Below are 23,995 nucleotides of genomic sequence, written 5' to 3'. Positions count from 1 at the left end.
TTCTGGAGGTACCCCCATGTCCCGTCGCGACGGCGACACCCTTGCCCTGACAGCGGCCCAGCGCGAGATCTGGTTCGCCGAGCAGCGCTCCCGGACACCGATCCCCGGTTACCGCGTCGGTGAGTGCCTGGAGATCCACGGGCCGGTCGACCCGGAGCTGTTCGAGACCGCGCTGCGCCGGGTGGTCGACGAGGTCGACGCGCTGCACGTGACCTTCGTCGACGACGGTGACGGCCCGCGCCAGATCCTCCGCGAGACCTGGGAGTGGGCACCGGCACACCTGGACCTCAGCGGGGAGCCCGCACCCCGCGCGGCGGCCATGGAGTGGATGGAGCGGGACCTGATGCGCCCGCTGGACCTCGCGCGCGACCCGCTGTTCGGGCACGCTCTGATCCGGCTGTCGCCGACCGAGTACCTCTGGTACCTGAACTACCACCACGTGGTGCTGGACGCGATCAGCAGCTCCATGGTCCGCCAGCGGGTCGGCGAGGTGTACTCGGCGCTCGCCGAGGACGGTGCCGTGCCGCCATCCCCGTTCGGCCCGCTGCGCGACCTGGTCGACAGCGATGCCGCCTACCGTGCGTCGGCGGACTTCACCGCCGACCGCTCCTACTGGACGAAACGCTTCGCCGACCGGCCGGAACCGACGCGGCTGACCCGCACGGCCCCGGCCGACCCGAACCGCGCGCTCCGGTTGGCCGAGGAGCGGGAACTACGGCGCCCGGACGCGCTGCGCGCGGCGGCGGGAAGGACCGGCGTCCGCTGGTCCCGCCTGGTGGTCGCGGCGGCGGCGCTCTACGCGCACCGGCTGACCGGAACGCAGGACGTGGTGCTCGCCCTGCCCGTCACGGCCCGTCGGTCCGCCGACCGCGACCTGATGTCGGTGCCGGGCACGATGTCCAACGTGGTGCCCCTGCGGCTGACGGTACGACCGGACATGCCGTGGCGTGACCTCGTCGCCCAGGCGGCGCGGGAGGTCGAGGCGGCCGTCGCGCACGAGCGGTACCGCAGCGAGGACCTGCTCCGGGACCTCGGGGCACCCGGCAGCATCGGAACGGCGTTCCCGCTGATCGTCAACATCATGGCGTTCAACTCCCGGCCGACCTTCGCCGGCCACCCCGCCTCCGTGCACCACTTCGTGTCGGGGTCGACCAGCGACCTGGCCGTCTGGGTGTTCGACTACCGGGACGGGAACCCGCCGTTGCTCAGGCTCCACGGCTCGCCGGAGGCGTACGGCGAGGACGACCTCGCCGCCCATCAGCAGCGGCTGATCTCCCTGCTCGACACCGTCGCGGACTGCGACCCGGACGAGGTGCTGGGCCGGATCGGTCTGGTCGGGGCCGAGGAGCAGCGTGAGCTGCTGGCGCTGGGCACCGGGCCGTCGGTCGAGGTTCCGGCCGAGAGCCTGCCGGGGCTGTTCCGGGCGCATGTGCGGGCGATGCCGGATGTGGTGGCGTTGGTGTGTGGGGATGTTTCGCTGACCTATGCGGAGTTGGACGGGCGGGCGAATCGGCTGGCGCACGCTCTGGTTGCGCGGGGTGCGGGGCCGGAGCGGCTGGTGGCGGTGGCGTTGCCGCGCTCGGCGGAGTTGGTGGTGGCGATTCTCGCGGTGCTCAAGTCCGGGGCGGCCTGTGTGCCGGTCGATCCCGAGTATCCGGCCGCGCGGATCGCGTTGCTGCTCGGTGACGCGCGCCCGGCCCTGGTGGTGACCGACACGGTCAGTGGGGGTCGGTTGCCGGGGGAGGGCTCGGTCGGCCGGCTGGTCGTCGACGACCCGGTGACGGCCGGGCTGGTGGCGGGTCTGTCGGCGGCCGACCCGGTGGTGGTGGTCGATCCGGGTCATCCGGCGTATGTGGTCTACACGTCCGGTTCCACTGGCAGGCCCAAGGGTGTGGCGCCGACCCATGGTGGTCTGCTCAACCTGCTCGCGGACCTGCGGGAGGTCCGCTTCGCGCCGGCGACGGGCGGGCGGCGGTTGCGGGTGGCGTTGACGACGTCGGTGTCGTTCGATGCGTCGTGGAACCAGTTGCTGGCCCTGTTCGCGGGTCATGAGTTGCATGTCCTGGACTACGGGACGTGGACCGATCCTGAGGCGTTCGTCGGTTACGCGGCGCGTCACGGGCTGGACTATGTCGAGGCGACGCCGTCCTATCTGCGGGTCCTGGTCGCGCATGGGCTTCTGGGCGGCGGGGGGTGGCGTCCGGCGCTGGTGGCGTCCGGTGGGGAGGCTGTTCCGGAGGGGTTGTGGGGGGAGTTGCGGGCGGCGGACGGGGTGTCCTGCCTCAATCTGTACGGGCCGTCGGAGTGCACCGTCAATCCGGTGGTGGCCTCGGTGGGGTCGAGTGCGGTCCCGGTGATCGGCCGGCCGGCCGGCAACGTCCGGTTGTATGTGCTGGACGGGGCCTTGCGACCGTTGCCGGCGGGTGTGCCGGGTGAGTTGTACATCGCGGGGCCCGGTCTGGCGCGCGGTTATCTGAACCGGCCGGGGCTGACCGCGGGGCGGTTCGTGGCGGACCCGTACGGTCCGGGTGGATCGCGGATGTACCGCACGGGGGACCTGGTGCGGTGGGGCGCGGACGGGAACCTGGAGTTCCTCGGGCGCACGGACGACCAGGTCAAGGTGCGCGGTTTCCGGGTGGAGCTCGGCGAAGTCGAGGCCGTCCTCGCCGAGCACCCGCAGGTCGCCCGAGCCGCCGCCATGGTGCGCACCGAGGACGAACCCCGACTGGTCGCCTACGCCGTCGCCCAGCCCGGCGCCACGGTCACCGACACCGCCCTGCGCGAACACCTCCGGGAGCGGTTGCCCAAGCACATGGTGCCGTCGGCCCTCGTGCTGCTGGACGCCCTGCCCCTGACTCCCAACGGCAAGCTCGACCGGCGTGCCCTCCCCGCGCCCGACCGGCAGCCCGCCGAACCGGGCCGCGCTCCGCGCACCGCGACCGAGCACCTGCTCGCCGGGCTGTTCGCCGACATCCTCGGCGTGCCGGAGGTCGGCGCCGACGACGACTTCTTCGACCTCGGCGGGCACTCCCTGCTCGCCACCCGGCTGATCGCCCGGGCCCGCTCGGTGCTGGGCGTGGAGCTGGGGCTGCGCGACCTGTTCGACGCGCCGACGGTGGCGGGCCTGGCGGCGGCGGTGGACATCGCCGGCCGGGCGCGCCCGGCCCTGGGTCGGCACGAGCGTCCCGAGACCGTCCCGCTGTCCTTCGCCCAGCGCCGACTGTGGTTCCTGCACAGCATGGAGGGGCCCGGCGCCACCTACAACATCCCGCTGGCGCTGCGCCTCGGCGGAACCCTCGACGAACGGGCCCTGGAGGCGGCCCTGACGGACCTGGTCGAGCGGCACGAGAGCCTGCGCACCGTCTTCCCCGTGGCCGACGGCGAGCCGTGCCAGCGGGTACTGGAAGCCGACGAGGCCCGGCCGCGCTTGCGGGTGACCGAGGGCGGCGAGCGCGACCTGCCGCAGCGGCTGGCGGAGGCGGCCCGGCACGGCTTCGACCTCTCCGACGAGCCACCGCTGCGCGCCGAGCTCTTCCGGCTCGACACCGAGGACCACGTGCTGCTGCTGGTGCTGCACCACATCGCCGGTGACGGCTGGTCGGCGGGCCCGCTCCTGCGGGACCTGAGGACCGCCTACGCGGCCCGTACCGAGGGCGCGAAGCCGGAGTGGTCGCCACTGCCGGTCCAGTACGCCGACTACGCCCTCTGGCAACAGGAACTGCTCGGCGACGGCTCGGACCCGGACAGCCTGCTGAGCGGCCAGATCGCCTACTGGCGTGAGCAGTTGGCGGACCTGCCCGACCAGATGGAGCTGCCCTTCGACCGGCCCCGCCCGGCGGTGATGTCCTACCGGGGCGCCCACCTGCCGGTGCAGGTCGACGCCGATCTGCACCAGGGCCTGCGCGAGCTCGCCCGGGGCGGCGGTGCCAGCCTGTTCATGGTGCTCCAGGCCGGGCTGGCCGCCCTCCTCGGCAAGCTCGGCGCCGGCACCGACGTCCCGATCGGCACCCCGATCGCCGGGCGCACCGACGAGGCCCTGGACGACCTGGTCGGCTTCTTCGTCAACACCCTCGTGCTGCGCACCGACCTGACCGGCGACCCGACCTTCACCGAACTGCTGGGCCGGGTGCGCTCCGACGCGCTGGCCGCGTACGCGCACCAGGACCTGCCGTTCGAGCACCTGGTGGAGGCACTGAACCCGACCAGGTCGCTCGCCCACCACCCGCTGTTCCAGACCATGCTCGCCCTGCAGAACGCCCCGCTCGACGCCTTCGACCTGCCGGGGCTGCGGGTGACGACCGATCTGGTGCACACCGGAACGGCCAAGTGCGACCTGACCTTCATCCTGGCCGAACAGCCGGGTGCGGAGGGGCTGTCGGGCGTGGTCGAGTACAGTACCGACCTGTTCGACGAGGCCACCGTGGCGGGGATCGTCGACCGGTGGCTGCGGCTGCTGCGCGCCGTCGTCGCCGACCCCGGTCGGCGGATCGGCCGGGTGGACGTGCTGTCCGCCGAGGAGCTCCGCGCGCTCCTGCCGGCCGAGGCCGACCGGAGCGGGGAACAGCCGGAAAGCAGTCTGACCGCGTTGTTCGAGCGGCAGGTGCGGGCCGACCCGGCCGCGGCGGCCCTCACGGACGGCGAAGTCGACCTGACGTACGGCGAGTTGAACGCCCGGGCCAACCGGCTCGCGCACGCGCTGATCGAGCGGGGCGTGGGGCCGGAGCAACTGGTCGCCCTGGCGCTGCCGCGCTCGGCGGAGCTGGTGGTCGCCGTCCTGGCCGTCCTCAAGGCCGGCGCCGCGTACCTGCCGGTGGACCCGCAGTACCCGGCGGCCCGGATCTCCTACCTGCTCCAGGACGCCCACCCCGCACTGATGCTGACGACGAGTCAGATCGACGACCTGCCCGGCGCGGAGTCCGTGGACCGGCTCCTGCTGGACACCGCCGACCTGGACGGTCTGCCGGACACGGACCCCGCGGTTGATGTCGACCCGGGTCACCCGGCGTACGTCATCTACACCTCGGGCTCCACCGGGAAGCCCAAGGGCGTGGTGGTCCCGCACCGCAACGTGGTGCGGCTGTTCCGGACGACGGAGGAGCTGTTCGGCTTCACCGCCGAGGACGTCTGGACGCTCTTCCACTCCTACGCCTTCGACTTCTCGGTCTGGGAGCTGTGGGGTCCGCTGCTGCACGGTGGACGTCTCGTGGTCGTGGACCACGAGACCAGCCGCTCGCCCGGCCGGTTCCTGGAACTCCTCGCCCGGGAGCGGGTGACGGTGCTCAACCAGACGCCGTCCGCCTTCTACCAGCTGATGCAGGCCGACGCCGAGCACCCGCGTGAACTCGCCCTGCGGACCGTGGTGTTCGGCGGCGAGGCCCTGGAGCACGCCCGGTTGGCGAGCTGGTACGAACGGCACCCGGAGGATGCGCCCCGGCTGGTCAACATGTACGGCATCACCGAGACCACCGTGCACGTCACCTACGCGGCGCTCGACCGGTCCGGCCCTGCAGCCGGCCAGATCGGCGCGGGCCTCCCGGATCTGCGGACGTACGTGCTCGACGACGGCCTGCGGCCGGTGGCCCCGGGCGTGCCCGGCGAGCTGTACGTGGCCGGTGCCGGTCTGGCGCGCGGCTACCTGAACCGGCCAGGCCTGACCGCCGGGCGGTTCGTCGCCGACCCGTACGGGCCGGCGGGCAGCCGGATGTACCGCAGCGGCGACGTGGTGCGCCGGACTGCGGAAGGCAGCCTGAGCTTCGTCGGCCGGGCCGACCAGCAGGTGAAGGTGCGCGGCTTCCGGATCGAGCTCGGCGAGATCGAGGCGGCCCTGGCCCAGCACCCGCAGATCCGCCAGGTCGCGGTGATCGCCCGGCAGGACCGCGCCGACGACACCCGCCTGGTCGCCTACCTGGTCCCGGCCGCCGACGCGGCCCCGCGCCCGGCCGACCTGCGTGAGCACCTGACCGCGCGGCTGCCGGAGCACATGGTGCCCTCGGCGTACGTCGTGCTGGACGCGCTCCCGCTGACCACCAACGGCAAGCTGGACCACCGGGCCCTGCCCGCCCCCGACCTCGCCCCGGCGGCCACCGGCCGCGCGCCGCGCACCCCGCAGGAGCAGATCCTCTGCGAGCTGTTCGCCGAGGTCCTGGGCGTGGCATCGGCCGGCGTCGAGGACGGCTTCTTCGACCTGGGCGGGCACTCCCTGCTCGCCACCCGCCTGGCCGCCCGGATCCGCGCGACGCTCGGCGTGGAGATGCCGCTGCGCACCCTGTTCGAGGCGCCGACCCCGGCCGGCCTGGCCGCCGCGCTGACGGCGGCCGGACCGGCGCAGGCGGCGCTGGTCCGGCGCGAGCGCCCCGAGCTGGTCCCGCTGTCGTTCGCGCAGCGGCGGCTCTGGTTCCTGCACCAGCTGGACGGCACCGGCGCGAACTACCACATCTCCCTGGCCTGGCGGCTGTCCGGGGACCTGGACCGCCGGGCGATGGAGGCCGCCCTCGCGGACGTGGTCGGGCGGCACGAGAGCCTGCGCACCGTCTACCCGGCCGTCGACGGTGTCCCGTACCAGCAGGTGCTGGACGTCGTGGCGGCCCGCCCGCGGCTGCTCGTGCGCCGGAGCTCCGAGGCCGGGCTGTCCGCCCTGATGGCGGCGGCGAAGGACCGGCCGTTCGACCTGGCGGGTGATGCGCCGCTGCGGGCCGGCCTGTTCGAGCTGGCGCCGGACGAGCACGTGCTCCAGGTGGTGATGCACCACATCGCGGGTGACGGCTGGTCGCTGGGCCCGCTCGCGCGGGACCTGACCGCCGCCTACGCGGCGCGCTGCCGCGGCGAGGAGCCGCGCTGGGAGAGCCTGCCGGTCCAGTACGCCGACTACACCCTCTGGCAGCACGAGCTGCTCGGCGAGTCCACCGACCCGGACAGCCCGTTCGCCCGCCAGGCGGCCTATTGGACGCGGCAGTTGGCCGGTCTCCCGGAGCGGATCCAGCTGCCGGCCGACCGGCCCCGCCCGGCGGCCGCCTCGAACCGCGGCGGCTTCGTGCACGCCGGACTGGACGCCGAGCTGCACCGCGGTCTGCGCGAGCTCGCCCGCGCGCACGGCACCAGTGTCTTCATGGTCCTCCAGGCCGGCCTGGCGGCGCTGCTGAGCAAGCTCGGCGCGGGCGACGACATCCCGGTCGGCAGCCCGGTCGCCGGCCGGACCGACCAGGCGCTGGACGAGCTGGTCGGCTACTTCGTCAACACGCTGGTCTTCCGCACCGACACCTCGGGCGATCCGACCTTCGCCGAGCTGCTGGGCCGGGTCCGGGACACCTCGCTGGCCGCGTACGCCCACCAGGACCTGCCGTTCGAGCACCTGGTCGAAGCCCTCAACCCGGTGCGCTCGCTGGCGCACCACCCGCTGTTCCAGGTCATGCTGGTGCTGCAGAACGCGCCCCGGGCCGACTTCGCGCCGCCCGGGCTGCACGTCGACGACATGCCGTTGACGACGACCACCGCCAAGCTCGACCTGATCTTCACCCTGTCCGAGCGCCAGGCGCAGGACGGCACCCCGGAGGGGATCGACGGGCTCGTCGAGTACGCCGGCGACCTCTACGACCCGGCCACCGTCGAGACGATGTTCGGCCGCTGGGAGCGGCTGCTCCGCGCCGCAGTCGCCGACCCGCAGGGGCGGCTCAGCCGCTTCGGCGTGCTCTCCGCGGAGGAACGCGACGACCTGACGGCACTGGGCACCGGACCGGAGGTGGAGCTCCCGGCCGCGAGCGTACCGGAGCTGTTCCGGGCGCAGGTGCGGGCGACGCCGGACCTGGTGGCGCTGGTGTGCGGGGACGTCTCGCTGACCTATGCGGAGCTGGACGAGCGGGCGAACCGGCTGGCGCACGCCCTGGTCGCCCGGGGCGCGGGGCCGGAGCGGCTGGTGGCGGTCGCCCTGCCGAGGTCGGCCGAGCTGGTCGTGGCGATCCTCGCGGTGCTGCGGACCGGGGCGGCCTACGTCCCGGTCGATCCCGAGTACCCGGCCGCCCGGATCGGGCACATGCTGGACGACGCCGACCCGGTCCTGGCGGTGACCGACGCCCGGACCCGGGACCGGCTGCCGGAGGCCGGCCCGGCCGGGTGGCTGGTGCTCGACGACCCGGCGGCGGCCACCCTGGTGGCCGACTGCCCGGCGACGGACCCGCTGGTCGCCATCGACCCCGGGCACCCGGCCTACGTGATCTACACCTCCGGCTCCACCGGCAGGCCCAAGGGCGTGGTGTCGACCCACGGAGGCCTGCTCAACCTCTTCGTCAGCCAGCGTCCGCTGCTGTTCCCCCGGCGGACGAAGGAGCGGCTGCGCATCGGGCTCACCACCTCGGTGTCGTTCGACGCCTCCTGCGACCAGCTCTCCAGCCTGTACGCGGGCCACGAACTGCACGTCCTGGACGAGGCGACCTGGTCCGACCCGGACGCCTTCGTCGACTACGTCACGCGCGCCGGCCTCGACTACGTCAACGCCACCCCGTCCTACCTGCACGTGCTCGTCGCACGGGGGCTCCTGGACGACCCGGGGCGCCGTCCCGCGGTGGTCTCGATGGGCGGGGAGGCCGTTCCGGACCAGCTGTGGGAGCGGCTGCGGGCGGTCCAGGGCGTGTCCTGCCTGAACTACTACGGGCCGTCCGAATGCACGGTGGACGCCGTCGTCGCACCGCTGGAATCGAGTCCGCGCCCGGTGATCGGCCGGCCGCTCGGGGGCATCCGGCTGTACGTCCTCGACAGCACGCTGCAGCCCGTGCCCGCGGGCGTGGCGGGCGAGCTGTACCTCGCCGGAGCGGGCCTGGCCCGCGGCTACCTGAACCGGCCGGCGCTCACCGCGGGGCGGTTCGTGGCGGACCCGTTCGGTCCGAGCGGCACGCGGATGTACCGCACCGGCGACCTGGTGCGCTGGGGCGCCGACCGGAACATGGAGTTCCTCGGCCGGACCGACGACCAGGTCAAGGTGCGCGGCTTCCGGATCGAACTCGGCGAGATCGAGGCGGCGTTGGCGGAACACCCACAGGTCGCCCAGGTCGCGGTGGCGATCCGGAACGACCGGGCCGGGGACACCCGGCTGGTCGCCTACCCGGTGGCCGTCGCCGGGGCGGAACTCCAGCCGGAGGAACTGCGGGCACACCTGCGCGAGCGACTGCCGGACCACATGGTCCCGGCTGCCTTCGTGCCCCTGGAGAGCCTGCCGCTGACAGCCACCGGCAAGCTGGACCGGCGCGCGCTGCCCGCACCCGTCCACACCGCGGCGCGGACCGGCAGGGCCCCGCGCACCCCGCAGGAGCAGGTCCTCGCGGAACTGTTCGCCGAGGTGCTGGGCGTGGCCGGGGTCGGGGCCGACGACGACTTCTTCGACCTCGGCGGGCACTCCCTGCTCGCCACCCGGCTGGTCGCCCGGGCGCGTGCCGCCCTCGGGGTGGAACTGGAGCTGCGCGCCCTCTTCGAGACGCCGACGGTGGCCGGGCTGGCCGCCGGGCTCGGCGGGGCCGGGCGGGCGAGGCTCGCGCTGCGCCGCGCGGAGCGGCCCGAGACGGTCCCGCTGTCCTTCGCCCAGCGACGGCTGTGGTTCCTGCACCAGCTGGAGGACGCCGGCTCCGTCTACAACATGCCGCTGGCGTGGCGACTGACCGGCGACCTGGACCAGGACGCCCTGCGGGCGGCGCTCGGCGACGTCGTCGCCCGGCACGAGAGCCTGCGCACGATCTACCCCCAGGTCGACGGCGTCCCCCGCCAGGAGGTGCTGGACGCCCGAACGGCACCACCCCGACTGGCCGTCACCCGCGTGGGTGAGGCGGACCTGACGGAGCTGCTGACGGCAGCGGCGGCGAGCGGATTCGACCTCGCGACCCAACCGCCGCTGCGCGCGGAGCTGTTCGAGCTGGCGCCGGACGAGCACGTGCTGCTGGTGGTGATGCACCACATCGCGGGCGACGGCTGGTCGCTGGGCCCGTTGTCCGCCGACCTGGCCACCGCGTACGCGGCACGCCGCCGGGGCGAGGAGCCGCAGTGGGCGCCGCTGCCCGTGCAGTACGCCGACTACACCCTGTGGCAGAACCGGCTGCTCGGCGACGCGGCCGACCCGGACAGCCTGTGCGCCCGCCAGACGGACCACTGGACGCGGACGCTGGCGGGCCTGCCGGAGCAGATCCCCCTCCCTGCCGACCGCCACCGCCCTGCGGCGCCCTCCTACTCCGGTGGCCACCTCGACGTCGAGCTGGATGCCGAACTGCACGCCGGACTGGTCCGGTTGGGCCGGGAGCACGGCGCCAGCGTGTACATGGTGCTGCAGGCCGCCCTGGCATCGCTGCTGGACAAACTCGGCGCGGGCCCGGACATCCCGGTCGGCAGCCTGGTCGCCGGCCGGACGGACCAGGCGCTGGACGAGCTCGTCGGGTTCTTCGTCAACACCCTGGTGCTGCGCACCGACACCTCGGGCGACCCGACCTTCACGGAGCTGCTGGCCAGGGTCCGGGAAGGCGCGTTGGCCGCCTACGCGCACCAGGACCTGCCGTTCGAGCACGTCGTCGAAGCCCTCAACCCGTCCCGGTCGCTCGCCCGGCAGCCGTTGTTCCAGGTGCTGCTCGCGCTGCAGAACGTGCCCCGCACCGAGTTCGCGCTGGACGGTCTGGGCTCCGAGATCCTCCTGGTCCGGACGCCCACGGCGATGTTCGACCTCGGCTTCCACCTGCTGGAGCGCGGCGGCACCGGCGGACCGGCCGAGGGCATCGTCGGGCGGGTCGAGTACAGCACCGACCTGTTCGACCGCGCCACGGTGGAGACGCTGCTCGCCCGGTGGCTGCGGCTGCTGGCGGCGGTGGTCGCCGAGCCGGAGCGGCCGCTGAGCCGGATCGACGTCCTCACCGCCGAGGAACGGCACGAGCTGCTGGTCGCCCGCAACGACACCGCCCGCCCGGTCCCCACGGCCGATCTGCCCGCGCTGTTCGAGGCGCGGGTCCGGGCGACCCCGGAGGCCCCCACCGTGGTGTTCGAGGACACCGAGCTGACCTACCGCGAGCTGAACCGCCGGGCCAACCGCCTGGCCCACGCGCTGATCGCGCGCGGCGTGGGCCCGGAGCAGGTCGTCGCGCTGCGGCTGCCGCGTTCGGCCGAGCTGGTGGTCGCCGTCCTCGCCGTACTCAAGACGGGTGCGGCGTACCTGCCGGTCGACCCGGACTACCCGGCCGCCCGGATCGCGTACATGCTGGAGGACGCTGCCCCGGCCGTGGTGCTCGACGACCTCGCCGCCGTCACGCCGGACGGGGACCTGCCGGAGCACGACCCGGCCGTGGCCGTGGACGGGCGCCGTCCCGCCTACGTCATCTACACCTCCGGCTCCACCGGCCGGCCCAAGGCCGTGGTGATGCCCGCCGCCGGGCTGCTGAACCTGCTGGAGTGGCACCACGAGGCCGTCGGCGGTGAACCCGGCACGCGCACCGCGCAGTTCACCGCGATCAGCTTCGACGTCTCGGTGCAGGAGGTGCTCTCCGCACTGCTCTACGGCAAGACGCTGGTGGTGCCGACCGAGGAGCAGCGCCGCAGTGCCGAGCTGTTCGCCCACTGGCTGGACCGGCACGAGGTGGCCGAGCTGTTCGCGCCGAACCTCGTGGTCGAGGCACTTGCCGAGGCCGCGGAGGAGGCCGGGCTGGAGCTGCCGGCCCTGCGACTGGTGGCCCAGGCCGGTGAGGCGATGCGCCTGAGCGGTGCGGTGCGCCGCTTCCAGGCCCGTCGGCCGGGCCGGGTGCTGCACAACCACTACGGGCCCGCCGAAACCCATGTGATCACCGCCTACTCGCTGCCGGCCGATCCCGCCGACTGCCCGCTGCCGGTGCCGATCGGCCGTCCGATCGCCAACTGCCAGGTGTACGTGCTGGATGCGGCGCTTCGACCGGTCGCCCCCGGCGTGCTGGGTGAGCTGTACCTCGCCGGGGCCGGGCTGGCCCGCGGCTACCTGAACCGGCCCGGCCTGACCGCCGGGCGGTTCGTCGCCAACCCGTACGGTCCGGCCGGTGCCCGGATGTACCGCACCGGCGACCTGGTGCGCTGGCGCGCCGACGGAGAGCTGGAGTTCGCCGGCCGGGTGGACCACCAGGTGAAGGTCCGCGGGTTCCGGGTCGAGCCGGGGGAGATCGAGGCCGAGCTGACGGCGCACCCGGGCGTCGCCCAGGTCGCGGTGCTCGCCCGGGAGGACCGGATCGTCGCGTACGTCGTCCCGGTGGCCGGGAGCGGGGCGAGCGCGGTGGCGCTGACGGCGTACCTGCGCGACCGGGTGCCGGAGTACCTGGTGCCGTCGGCGTTCGTGCTGCTGGAGGCGCTGCCGCTGACGCCGAACGGGAAGCTGGACCGGGCGGCGCTCCCGGCGCCCGACACCACGGCCAGGGAGACCGGCCGGGCGCCGCGCACGCCGCAGGAGCAGATCCTGTGCGAGCTGTTCTCCGAGGTGCTGGGCCTAGCCCGGGTCGGGGCCGACGAGGACTTCTTCGCGCTGGGCGGGCACTCCCTGCTCGCCACCCGACTGGTCTCGCGGGTCCGGGCGACCCTCGGGGTCGAGCTGGAGCTGCGCAGCCTGTTCCGGACCCCGACACCGGCCGGGCTGGCCGCCGGGCTGCAGGGCGCCGCCACCGCGCGGCAGGCCCTGGCGCCCCGGCCCCGCCGCGATCCGATGCCGCTGTCCTTCGCCCAACGCAGGCTCTGGTTCCTCCAGCAGTTCGGGGCACCGAGCGCCACCTACCACATGCCGCTGGCCCTGCGGCTGAGCGGCGAGCTCGACCGGGACGCGCTGAGCGCCGCGCTCACCGACGTGCTGACCCGGCACGAGACCCTGCGGACGGTCTTCCCGCAGATCGCGGGCGTCCCGCACCAGCGGGTGCTGGACCCCGCGGAGGTGCCCGTCCCGCTGGCCGTGCGGGCGGCCGGCGAGGCGGAGCTGCCCGCCCTGCTGCGCAAGGCGGCGGTGCGCGCCTTCGACCTGACCTCGGAAGTACCGCTGCGGGCGGAACTGTTCGCGGTCGCGCCGGACGAGCACGCGTTGCTGCTGGTGATGCACCACATCGCCGGTGACGGCTGGTCCATGGGTCCGCTGGCCCGTGACCTGGCCACCGCCTACGCCGCCCGGCGGGGTGGCGGGGCGCCGGACTGGCCGCCGCTGCCGGTGACGTACGGCGACTACACCCTGTGGCAGCACGAGATCCTGGGCGACGAGCACGACGCCGACAGCATGTTCGCCCGCCAGGTCCGGTACTGGAGCGAGGAACTGGCCGGGCTGCCCGAGCAGCTGCAACTGCCGGTCGACCGGACCCGTCCGGCGACCATGTCGTACGGCGGCGACCTGCTGGAACTCCGGATCGACGCCGAACTGCACGCCGCCCTGCTGGAGCTGGCGCGACGGTCGGGGGCCAGTCTGTTCATGGTGTTGCAGGCGGCGCTGGCGGCGTTGTACACCCGGCTGGGGGCGGGGACGGACATCCCGATCGGGAGTCCGATCGCGGGCCGGACGGACGAGGCGCTGGACGACCTGGTCGGGTTCTTCATCAACACGCTGGTGCTGCGCACCGACACGAGCGGCGATCCGAGCTTCGCCGAACTGCTGGGCCGGGTGCGGGAGAGGGCGCTGTCGGCCTTCGCGCACCAGGATGTGCCGTTCGAGCACCTGGTGGAGGCGCTGAACCCGTCCCGCTCGCTGTCCCACCACCCGCTGTACCAAACCGGGCTGGTCGTGCAGAACGCGCCGGGCGGTGACTTCGAACTGCCGGGCCTCCAGGTCTCCGGGATGACCGTGCTCACCGGGACCGCGCGGCTCGACCTGACCTTCGGGTTCGCGGAGGAACACGGGCCCGACGGCGCGCCGGCCGGGCTCAGCGGGGCAGTCGAGTACAGCACCGACCTGTTCGACCGTTCGACGGTCGAGGCCCTGGTCGCCCGGTGGACCAGGCTGCTGGCCGCGGTCGCCGCCGCGCCCGACCAGCCGATCGGCGGGATCGAGCTGCTGTCCGCCGAGGAGCGCCGCGAGCTGCTGCCCGCCGTCGAGGGCGGGGCGGCCGGGGTGAGCCTGCCGGAACTGTTCGCCGCGCAGGTGGCGGCGGTCCCGGACGCGGTCGCGCTGGTGTGTGGTGATGCGGAGTTGACGTACCGGGAGCTGAACGTCCGGGCGAACCGGTTCGCGGATGCGCTGATCGCGCGAGGTGTGGGTTCGGAGCAGGTCGTGGCGGTGGCGCTGCCGCGCTCGGTGGAGTCGGTGGTGGCCGTCCTGGGCGTGCTGAAGGCTGGGGCGGCGTACCTGCCGGTGGATCCGGAGTACCCGCAGGCGCGGATCGACTTCATGCTGGCGGACGCCCGTCCTTCGATGGTGGTCGACGACCCGGCGATGGTGGGTGAGGGAGACCGGCCGGACACGGATCCGGTGGTCGCGCTCGACGTCCGGCAGCCGGCGTACGTGATCTACACGTCGGGTTCGACCGGTCGTCCCAAGGGTGTGGTGGTGAGCCACAGTGGGGTGTCGGGTCTGGTGGCGGCGCAGGTCGAGCGGCTCGGCGTGGCGCCGGGCAGCCGGGTGCTGCAGTTCGCCTCGCCCAGTTTCGACGCGTCGTTCTGGGACCTGTGCAGCGGGCTGCTGACTGGTGCCGCCCTCGTGCTGGCCCCGGCGGAGGCCCCGTTGGAGGCTCTGACGGACCGTCGGCTCGGCGTGACCCATGTGACATTGCCGCCCTCGGCCCTGGCGGCGCTGGACGGTGCCGATGTCACGGCCGGCACCCTGGTGGTGGCGGGGGAGGCGTGCCCGCCGGAGTTGGTGGCGAGGTGGGCGCCGGGGCGGCGGATGGTGAACGCGTACGGGCCGACGGAGACGACGGTGTGCGCGACGATGAGCGACCCCCTCGCGCCCGGTTCGGGTGTGCCGCCGATCGGCCGTGCGGTCGCGGGCTTCCGGGTGTACGTGCTGGACGAGCGGCTCCGCCTGGTGCCGCCGGGCGTCGCGGGGGAGCTGTACGTCGCGGGGCCGGGTCTGGCACGCGGGTACCTGAACCGGCCGGGCCTGACGGCCGGGCGCTTCGTCGCCTGCCCGTTCGGCGCGGCGGGCGAGAGGATGTACCGGACCGGGGACGTGGTGCGGCGCCGGGCCGACGGGGAGTTGGAGTACGTCGGCCGGGCGGACCAGCAGGTGAAGGTGCGCGGCTTCCGCGTCGAACTCGGCGAGGTCGAGGCCGCCTTGGCCGAGCACCCCGGGGTCGCCCAGGCTGCCGTCGTGGCCCGGGAGGACCGGCTCGTCGGCTACGTGGCGGCCCGTCCGGACGTGACCGTCCGTCCGACGGAGCTGGCGGCACACCTGCGCGACCGGCTGCCGGACTACCTGGTGCCGTCGGTGTTCGTAGTGTTGGCGGCGCTGCCGCTGACGCCCAACGGCAAGCTGGACCGCGCCGCGTTGCCCGCTCCCGACCTCGGTTCGGCCGAGGTCGGCCGGGCGCCGCGCACGCCGCAGGAGCAGATCCTCTGCGAGCTGTTCGCCGAGGTGCTGGGTCTGGCCCAGGTCGGGGTCGACGACGATTTCTTCGACCTCGGCGGGCACTCCCTGCTCGCCACCCGGCTGACCGCGCGGGTGCGCTCGGTCCTCGGCGTGGAGCTCGGGCTGCGCGAGCTGTTCCAGGCGCCCACGGTGGCGGGTCTGGCGGGGGCGCTGACGGAGTCCGGCAGCGCCCGCCCGACGCTGACTGCGCGGGAGCGGCCGGAGGCCGTGCCGCTGTCCTTCGCCCAACGTCGGCTCTGGTTCATGCACCGCATGGACGGCAGCGCCGCCACCTACCACATCCCGCTGGCGCTGCAACTGACCGGGACGCTCGACCGGGTGGCGCTGGACGAGGCGTTGGCCGACGTGGTGGCCCGGCACGAGAGCCTGCGGACGGTGTTCCCGGAAGTGGGCGGCGTCCCGTGCCAGCGGGTCCTGGACCCGGCCGAGGCCCGGCCCCGGGCCGGGCTGACCAAGGTCCCGCAGGCCGAACTGCACCATCGGCTCGCCGAGTTCGCCCGGCGACCCTTCGACCTGGCGGCGGAGCCGCCGCTGCGGGCGGAACTGTTCGCGGTCGCGCCGGACGAGCACGTGCTGCTGCTGGTGATGCACCACATCGCCGGTGACGGCTGGTCGACCGGCCCGCTGGCCCGTGACCTGGCCGAGGCGTACGCGGCCCGGAGCGAGGGTCGTGCGCCGAATTGGTCGGCCCTGCCGGTGCAGTACGCGGACTACACGTTGTGGCAGCGCGACCTGCTCGGCGATGCCGCCGACCCGCAGAGCCGGTTCGCCGAGCAGCTCGACTACTGGAAGCACCAGCTGTCCGACCTGCCGGAGCTGATCCAGCTGCCCGCAGACCGGCCCCGGCCGGCCGTCGCCGGTTGGCACGGGGACCACGTCGGTCTGGAGCTGGGCCCCGAACTGCACGCGGGGCTGACCGAGTTGGCGCGGAAGACCGGCACCAGTCTGTTCATGGTGCTGCAGGCGGCGCTGGCGGCGTTGTACACGCGGCTGGGTGCGGGGACGGACATTCCGATCGGGAGTCCGATCGCGGGGCGTACCGACGAGGCGCTGGACGAGTTGGTCGGGTTCTTCGTGAACACGCTGGTGCTGCGCACCGACACGGGCGGCGATCCGAGCTTCGGTGAGCTGCTGGAGCGGGTGCGGGAGACGGCGCTGTCGGCGTACGCGCACCAGGACGTGCCGTTCGAGCACTTGGTGGAGGTGCTGAACCCGTCCCGGTCGCTGTCGCATCACCCGTTGTTCCAGACGATCCTGGCCGTGCAGAACGCGCCGATGGGCCGGTTCTCGCTGCCCGGCCTGGAGGTGGCCACCTACGCGGTGGCCACCGGAACCGCCAAGTTCGACCTCGGGGTGAGCCTCGTCGAGCAGTTCGGTCCGGCCGGGGAGCCGGCCGGGATCCTCGGCGCGGCGGAGTACGCCACCGACCTGTTCGACCGCTCGACGGTCGAGGCCCTGGTGCGGCGCTGGACGCTGCTGTTGGAGGCGGTTGCCGCCGATCCGGACCGGTCGATCGGGGGGATCGACCTCCTCGACTCCGACGAGCGGGACCGGTTGCTGGAGCGGGGCAATGCGACCGCCCGCGAGGTGGGCGCGGTTCCGGTGCCGCAGGCGTTCGCGGCGCAGGTGGCGGCGACGCCGGACGCACTGGCTCTGGTGTCCGGCGGTATCGAGCTGACGTATCGTCAACTAGAAGTTCGGGCGAACCGGTTCGCGCACGCGCTGATCGCCCGGGGCGTGGGTCCGGAGCAGTTGGTGGCGGTGGCGTTGCCGCGGTCGGTGGAGTCGGTGGTGGCGGTCCTGGGTGTCCTGAAGGCCGGGGCGGCGTACTTGCCGGTGGACCCGTCGTACCCGCAGTCACGGATCGACTTCATGCTGGCGGACGCCCGTCCGGCGCTGGTGGTCGATGACTCCGCCATGGTGGTCGGGGGCGACTGGCCGGAGACCGATCCTGGGGTTGCCCTGGATGTTCGGCATCCGGCGTATGTGATCTACACCTCGGGTTCGACCGGTCGTCCCAAGGGTGTCGTGGTCGCGCACGGCGGCGTGGCCAGTCTGGTCGCGGCGCAGATCGAGCGGTTCGCGATCGATCCCGGCAGTCGGGTGCTGCAGTTCGCCTCGCCCAGCTTCGATGCCTCGGTGTCGGAGATCTTCACCGCCCTGCTGTGCGGTGCGGCGTTGGTGCTGCCGCCGGCGGCGGAGCCGGTGGCCGCGCTGACGGATCCGGGGCTCGCGGTCACCCACGCGACCGTGCCCCCGTCCGTCCTGGCGGCCCTGCCGGAGGGCGCGGTGAGGGTGTCGACGCTCGTGGTGGCGGGCGAGGCGTGCCCGCCGGAGTTGGTGGCGCGGTGGGCGCCGGGTCGGCGGATGGTGAACGCGTACGGTCCGACGGAGACGACGGTGTGCGCGACGATGAGTGACCCGCTCGCGCCTGGGGCGGGTGTGCCGCCGATCGGTCGGCCGATCGCCAACGCGCGGGTGTACGTGCTGGACGAGCGGTTGCGGCCGGTGCCGCCTGGTGTGCCGGGGGAGTTGTACGTCGCCGGCGCCGGCTTGGCGCGCGGGTACCTGAACCGGCCGTCCCTGACGGCGGGGCGGTTCGTGGCCTGCCCGTTCGGCGCGGCGGGCGGTGACCGGATGTACCGCACCGGCGACGTGGTCCGCTGGCTGGGCGACGGACAGTTGGAGTACGTCGGCCGGGCCGACGAGCAGGTGAAGGTGCGAGGGTTCCGGGTCGAGCCGGGTGAGATCGAGACGGTGTTGGCCGAGCACCCCGCCGTCGCCCGGGCCGCCGTCCTCGCCCGGGACGACCGCCTCATCGGCTACGTCGTCCCCCGCCAGGACACCGACCGCGACAGCACCCTGGAAGCCGACCACGTCGGCGAATGGCAGGACATCTACGACGCCCTGCCCATCACCCCCGAGGAGACCGCTTTCGGCCAGAACTTCGTCGGCTGGAACAGCAGTTACGACGCCAGCCCGATCCCCGTCGAGCAGATGCGGGAATGGCGCGATGCGACCGTGGCCCGCATCCTGGCCCTGCGCCCCCGCCGGGTGCTGGAGGTCGGCGTCGGCACCGGGCTGCTCCTCTCGCAGGTCGCACCGCACTGCGACATGTACTGGGCGACCGACTTCTCCGCCACCGCGATCGACGCACTCACCACCCAGGTCGCCCGGCAGGAGCACCTGGCCGACCGCGTCGTCCTGCACACCCGACCGGCACACGACACCGACGGCCTGCCCGCCGGGCACTTCGACACCATCGTGATCAACTCGGTCGTGCAGTACTTCCCGTCCGCCGACTACCTCACCGACGTGATCGACAAGCTGATGGGGCTGCTCGCCCCCGGCGGCGCACTCTTCCTCGGCGACATCCGCAACCTACGGCTCCTGCGCCCGCTGGCCACCGCCGTCCAACTCCACCGGGTCGGCGACGGCGCCGACCTCACTTCGGTGCGTCGCGCGGTGGAGCAGTCCCTCCGGGTGGAGAAGGAGCTCCTGGTCGACCCGGACTTCTTCACCACCCTTCGGGAGCACGGCACGGACATCGGCACGGTGGCCGTGGAGGTCAAGCGCGGCCGACACCACAACGAGCTGACCCGCTACCGCTACGACGTCACCCTGCACAAGCCGCCGGTCACCCCGACGGCCCCGGACCGGTCCGTCGAGCTGGCGTGGGGGCAGCAGGTCGCCGGACCGGCCGAACTGCGCGAGCTGCTCGCCCAGCCGCCCGCCGATGTGCTGCGGATCACGGGGGTGCCGAACCGCCGCGTGGCGCGGGAAGCCGCGTTGGCCCGGGCGGTGCAGAACGGGGACGGCTCGCTCGCCGAGCTGCTGGAACGGCTGCGCGCCCCCGAGGACGGCGGCCTCCCCGATCCGGAGGACTTCCACGCCCTTGGGGCGGAGTTCGGCCGCTCGGCGGTCGTCACCTGGTCGTCCACCACGGCGGACGCCGTGGACGTCGTTTTCACGGACCCGCAGGCGCTTCACCGCTCCCCGGTCGAGGCCTACCGGCCGGCCCGGGCCACGAGCCGGGCGCTGTCCTCGCTGACCAACCGCCCGACCGGAGGCCGGGGCACCGGCGCCCTCCTGGGCGAAATCCGTGACTGGCTGCGAGGCCGCCTGCCCGACTACCTGGTCCCGTCGGCGTTCGTGGCGCTGGAGGCGCTTCCCCTGACGGCCAACGGCAAGCTCGACCGCCGTGCGTTGCCCGCACCCGACCTCGGCCCCGTCGCGGCCGGACGGGCGCCGCGCACCCCGCAGGAGCAGCTCCTCGCCGAGCTGTTCGCCGAGGTGCTGGGTCTGGCCCAGGTCGGCGTCGACGACGATTTCTTCGACCTCGGGGGGCACTCCCTGCTCGCCACCCGGCTGGCCTCCCGGGTCCGGGCCACCCTCGGTGCGGAGCTGGAGGTCCGGACGCTGTTCGAGACCCCGACCGTGGCCGGGCTGGCCGCCCGCCTGGACGGCTCCGGGGCGGCGCGGCCCGCGCTGACCGCCGGTCCGCGCCCCGACCGGGTGCCGCTGTCCTTCGCCCAGCGCCGCCTGTGGTTCCTGCACCGCATGGACGGGCCGAGCGCCACCTACAACATGCCGCTCGCGCTCAGCCTGACCGGCGACCTCGACCGCCCGGCCCTGCACGCCGCGCTGGCGGACGTGGTCGCCCGGCACGAGAGCCTGCGGACGGTCTTCCGCGAGACGGACGGCGTGCCCTACCAGGTCGTGCTGAGCGCTGCGCAGGCGCACCCCGCACTGCCGGTGGTCGAGCTCGACGAGAGCCGGCTGGCGGAGCGCCTGACGGAGACGGCCCGGTGCGGCTTCGACCTGGCCGCCGAGCCGCCGGTCCGGGCGGAGCTGTACGCCCTGGCCCCCGACCGGCACGTGCTGCTGGTCGTGGTGCACCACATCGCCGCCGACGGCTGGTCGATGGGCCCGCTCTCGGGTGACCTCGCCGCGGCCTACGCGGCCCGCTGCCGGGGTGAGGCCCCGCAGTGGTCCCCGCTGCCGGTGCAGTACGCCGACTACAGCGCCTGGCAACGCGACCTGCTCGGTGACGCCGCCGACCCGGCCAGCCTGTTCGCCCGGCAACTGGCCTACTGGAAGGAGGAGCTGGCCGGCGTCCCGCAGCAACTGCAACTGCCCGCCGACCGGCCCAGGCCGCCGGTGGCCTCCCAGCGGGGCGACCGGGTCGTGGTCCGACTGGAGGCCGAACTGCACCAGGCCCTGCGGGACTTGGCCGCCGCGCGCGGCGCCAGCATGTTCATGGTGCTCCAGGCCGGACTCGCGGCCCTGCTCACCCGGCTCGGCGCCGGCACCGACATCCCGGTCGGCAGCCCTATCGCCGGCCGTACCGACCAGGCGCTGGACGACCTCGTCGGGTTCTTCGTCAACACCCTGGTACTGCGCACCGACACCGGCGGCGACCCGGGCTTCGCCGAACTCGTCGGCCGGGTGCGGCAGAAGGCGCTCACCGCGTACGACCACCAAGACGTGCCGTTCGAGTACCTGGTCGAGGTGGTCAACCCGGCCCGGTCGCTGGCGCACCACCCGTTGTTCCAGATCATGCTGGCCCTGCAGAACGCGCCGCTGGGCGAGTTCGCGCTGCCGGGGCTGGAGACCGGCCACCTGGAGGCGCCGACCGGGACCGCGCGGGTCGACCTGACCTTCAGCCTGGCCGAGCAGTTCCGCCCGGACGGCGCCGCCGACGGCCTGGTCGGCGCGGTGGAGTACGCGACCGACCTGTTCGACCCGGCCACCGTGGAGCTGTTGTTCGAGCGCTTGGCCCGGCTGCTGCGCGCGGCGGTCGCCGACCCCGACCGGCCGATCAGCCGGATCGACATCATGCCCGTCGAGGAACGCCGCCGACTGCTCGCCTGGTCCAACGGTGGCGCGGCCGAGCTGCCCCGCGCCGCCGTGCCGGACTTGTTCGCCCGCCAGGTGCGGGCCACCCCGGAGGCCGTCGCGGTCGTGGCCGGCGGCGCCGAGCTGACCTACCGGGAGCTCGACCTGCGGGCCAACCGGCTGGCCCGGGCCCTGGTCCGCCAGGGCGTGCGGCCGGAGACGCCGGTCGCGGTCATGCTGGACCGCTCGGCGGAGCTGGTCGTGGCGATCCTGGCGATCATCAAGGCCGGCGGTGCCTACGTGCCGCTGGACTCGCGCTTCCCCTCCTCCCGGATCGACCTGATCCTGCGCGAGAGCGGGGCGGCCCTGGTGCTTACCCAGGAGGTGATCACCGCGCTGGTGCAGTCCGAGGCCGCCGATCCCTCCGGCTTCGAAGTCCGCTGTGAACCCGGGCAGTTGGCGTACATCATGTACACCTCCGGCTCGACGGGTCGGCCGAAGGGCGTGGCCGTCACCCACCGTGACGTGGTGGGTCACGCGCTGACCCCCGAGTTCCGCGGCGGCGGACACGAGCGGGTGCTGATGCACTCCCCGACGGCCTTCGACCTCTCCACCTACGAGCTGTGGGTGCCGCTGCTCAACGGCGGCCGGGTCGTGGTCGCACCGCCGGAGCAACTCGACCTCGACCTGCTCCAGCACACGGTCACCTCGTACGGGGTGACCGGACTGTGGCTCACGGCCGGACTGTTCCGCCTGGTCGCCGAGGAGCGCCCGGGCCTGCTCGCCGGGGTGCGCGAGGTGTGGACCGGCGGCGACGTGGTCTCCCCGGCCGCCGTCGCCAGGGTGCTGGCGGCCTGCCCCGGCATCGAGGTGGTCAACGGCTACGGGCCCACCGAGGCCACCACCCTGGCCACCTGCCACCCGGTGGGCGTCCTGCCCGAACACGCCGCGACCGTGCCGATCGGCCGGCCGATGGCGAACATGCGCGCCTACGTGCTCGACGACCGGCTGCGCCCGGCGTCGACCGGCATGGTCGGCGAGCTGTACCTCGCGGGGACGGGCGTGGCCCGCGGCTACCTCGGGCGGGCCGGCCTGACGGCGGAGCGCTTCACCGCAGACCCGTACGGGCCGCCCGGGAGCCGGATGTACCGCACCGGCGACCTCGCGTCGTGGCGCACCGACGGCACACTGGACTTCGCCGGACGCGCCGACCACCAGGTCAAGCTGCGCGGCCTGCGGATCGAGCCCGGAGAGATCGAGGCGGTCCTGGCGGGCTGCCCGGGCGTCGCCCAGGCGGCGGTGGTCGCCCGGGAGGACCGGCCGGGCGACAAGCGGCTGGTCGCCTACCTGGTGCCCGCTCCCGAGGGCGCGCCCGAGGCGGGCGAGCTGGCCGGCCGGCTGCGTCGCGACCTGCCGGACTACATGGTGCCGGCGGCGTTCGTCACCGTGGACGCGCTGCCGCTGACCGCCAACGGCAAGCTCGACCGGGCCGCCCTGCCCGCCCCCGAGTACGGGGCCTCGGCCGCCGGGCGCGGACCCCGGACGCCGCAGGAGCAACTGCTGTGCGGCCTCTTCGCCGAGGTCCTCGGACGGGAGCAGGTGAGCATCGACGACAACTTCTTCGACCTCGGCGGGCACTCGCTGCTGGCCGCCCGGCTGGCCTCGCGGGTCCGCGAGACCCTCGGCCTGGAGCTGGGCCTGCGGATGCTGTTCGAGGCGCCGACCGTCGCCGGTCTCACCGAGCGGCTGCTCATGGACGATCCCGACGACGCGTTGGACGTGGTGCTGCCGCTGCGTTCGACCGGGACCGGCACACCGCTGTTCTGCATCCACCCCGGCGGCGGCATCAGCTGGTCGTACAGCGGACTGCTGAACCACCTCGGCCCGCAGCACCCGGTCTACGCCATCCAGGCGCGCGGCCTCGGCCGACCCGAAACCCTGCCGACGTCCTACGAGGAGATGGCGGCCGACTACGCCGACCAGATCCAGAAGATCCAGCCGGAGGGCCCGTACCTGCTGCTCGGCTGGTCCGCCGGCGGGCTGATCGCCCACGCGCTCGCCTGCGAGCTGCAGTCGCGCGGCGAACGGACCGCACTGCTGGCGATCCTCGACGCCTACCCGGTGAAGGACGTGCAGTTCGCGGAGGTGCCGGTGCCCACCGTGCGCGACGTGCTCGTCGGGGTGCTCGACGTCGACCCGGACGAGCTGGGCGACCAGGAGATCACCTACGCCGAGGTCGCCGAGGTCCTGACCCGGCGGGGCAGCGCGCTGGCCGGCCTGAACGAGCGACAGATCGAGGTGATCGTCGACATCATGATCAACAACGCCAGGCTGGCGGTCGACTTCGTCCCCGGCGGCTTCGACGGAGACCTGCTGCTCTTCAACTCCACGATCGACCGGGCCGAGGACAACGCGGGGCCCGAAATCTGGCGCCCCTACGTCGCCGGCCGGATCGAATCGCACGAGATCACCACCCGCCACGACCGGATGACCCAAGCCGGCTCGCTGGCGCAGATCGGACCGATCCTGGCCGCCAGGATCGCCGAGGCCACCGGTGACACCGATCGCGCCGATGGCGCCGGCAACGCCGATGGCACCACCACCCTTTCCCACCAGGAGGACTGACCC

The 23,995-nt window shown here is 73.7% G+C and carries 1 protein-coding gene; it reads left to right on the top strand.

Translation table 11 applies throughout. The features are described from left to right. Window positions 1-16 precede the first annotated feature (16 nt). On the top strand, window positions 17-23,992 hold the full coding sequence (locus OG556_RS34280) for a non-ribosomal peptide synthase/polyketide synthase (protein WP_331743002.1): 23,976 nt from the start codon (window positions 17-19) through the stop codon (window positions 23,990-23,992). Window positions 23,993-23,995 lie beyond the last annotated feature (3 nt).

This window comes from Kitasatospora sp. NBC_01300, assembly GCF_041435235.1.
GTDB lineage: Bacteria > Actinomycetota > Actinomycetes > Streptomycetales > Streptomycetaceae > Kitasatospora.
This window is presented reverse-complemented; position numbering and strand designations above follow the sequence as displayed.

What these genes read in the sequence shown, in the direction of transcription:
- OG556_RS34280 (WP_331743002.1), top strand. Translation starts at nt 17, where the DNA reads ATGTCCCGTCGCGACGGCGACACCCTTGCCCTGACAGCGGCCCAGCGC.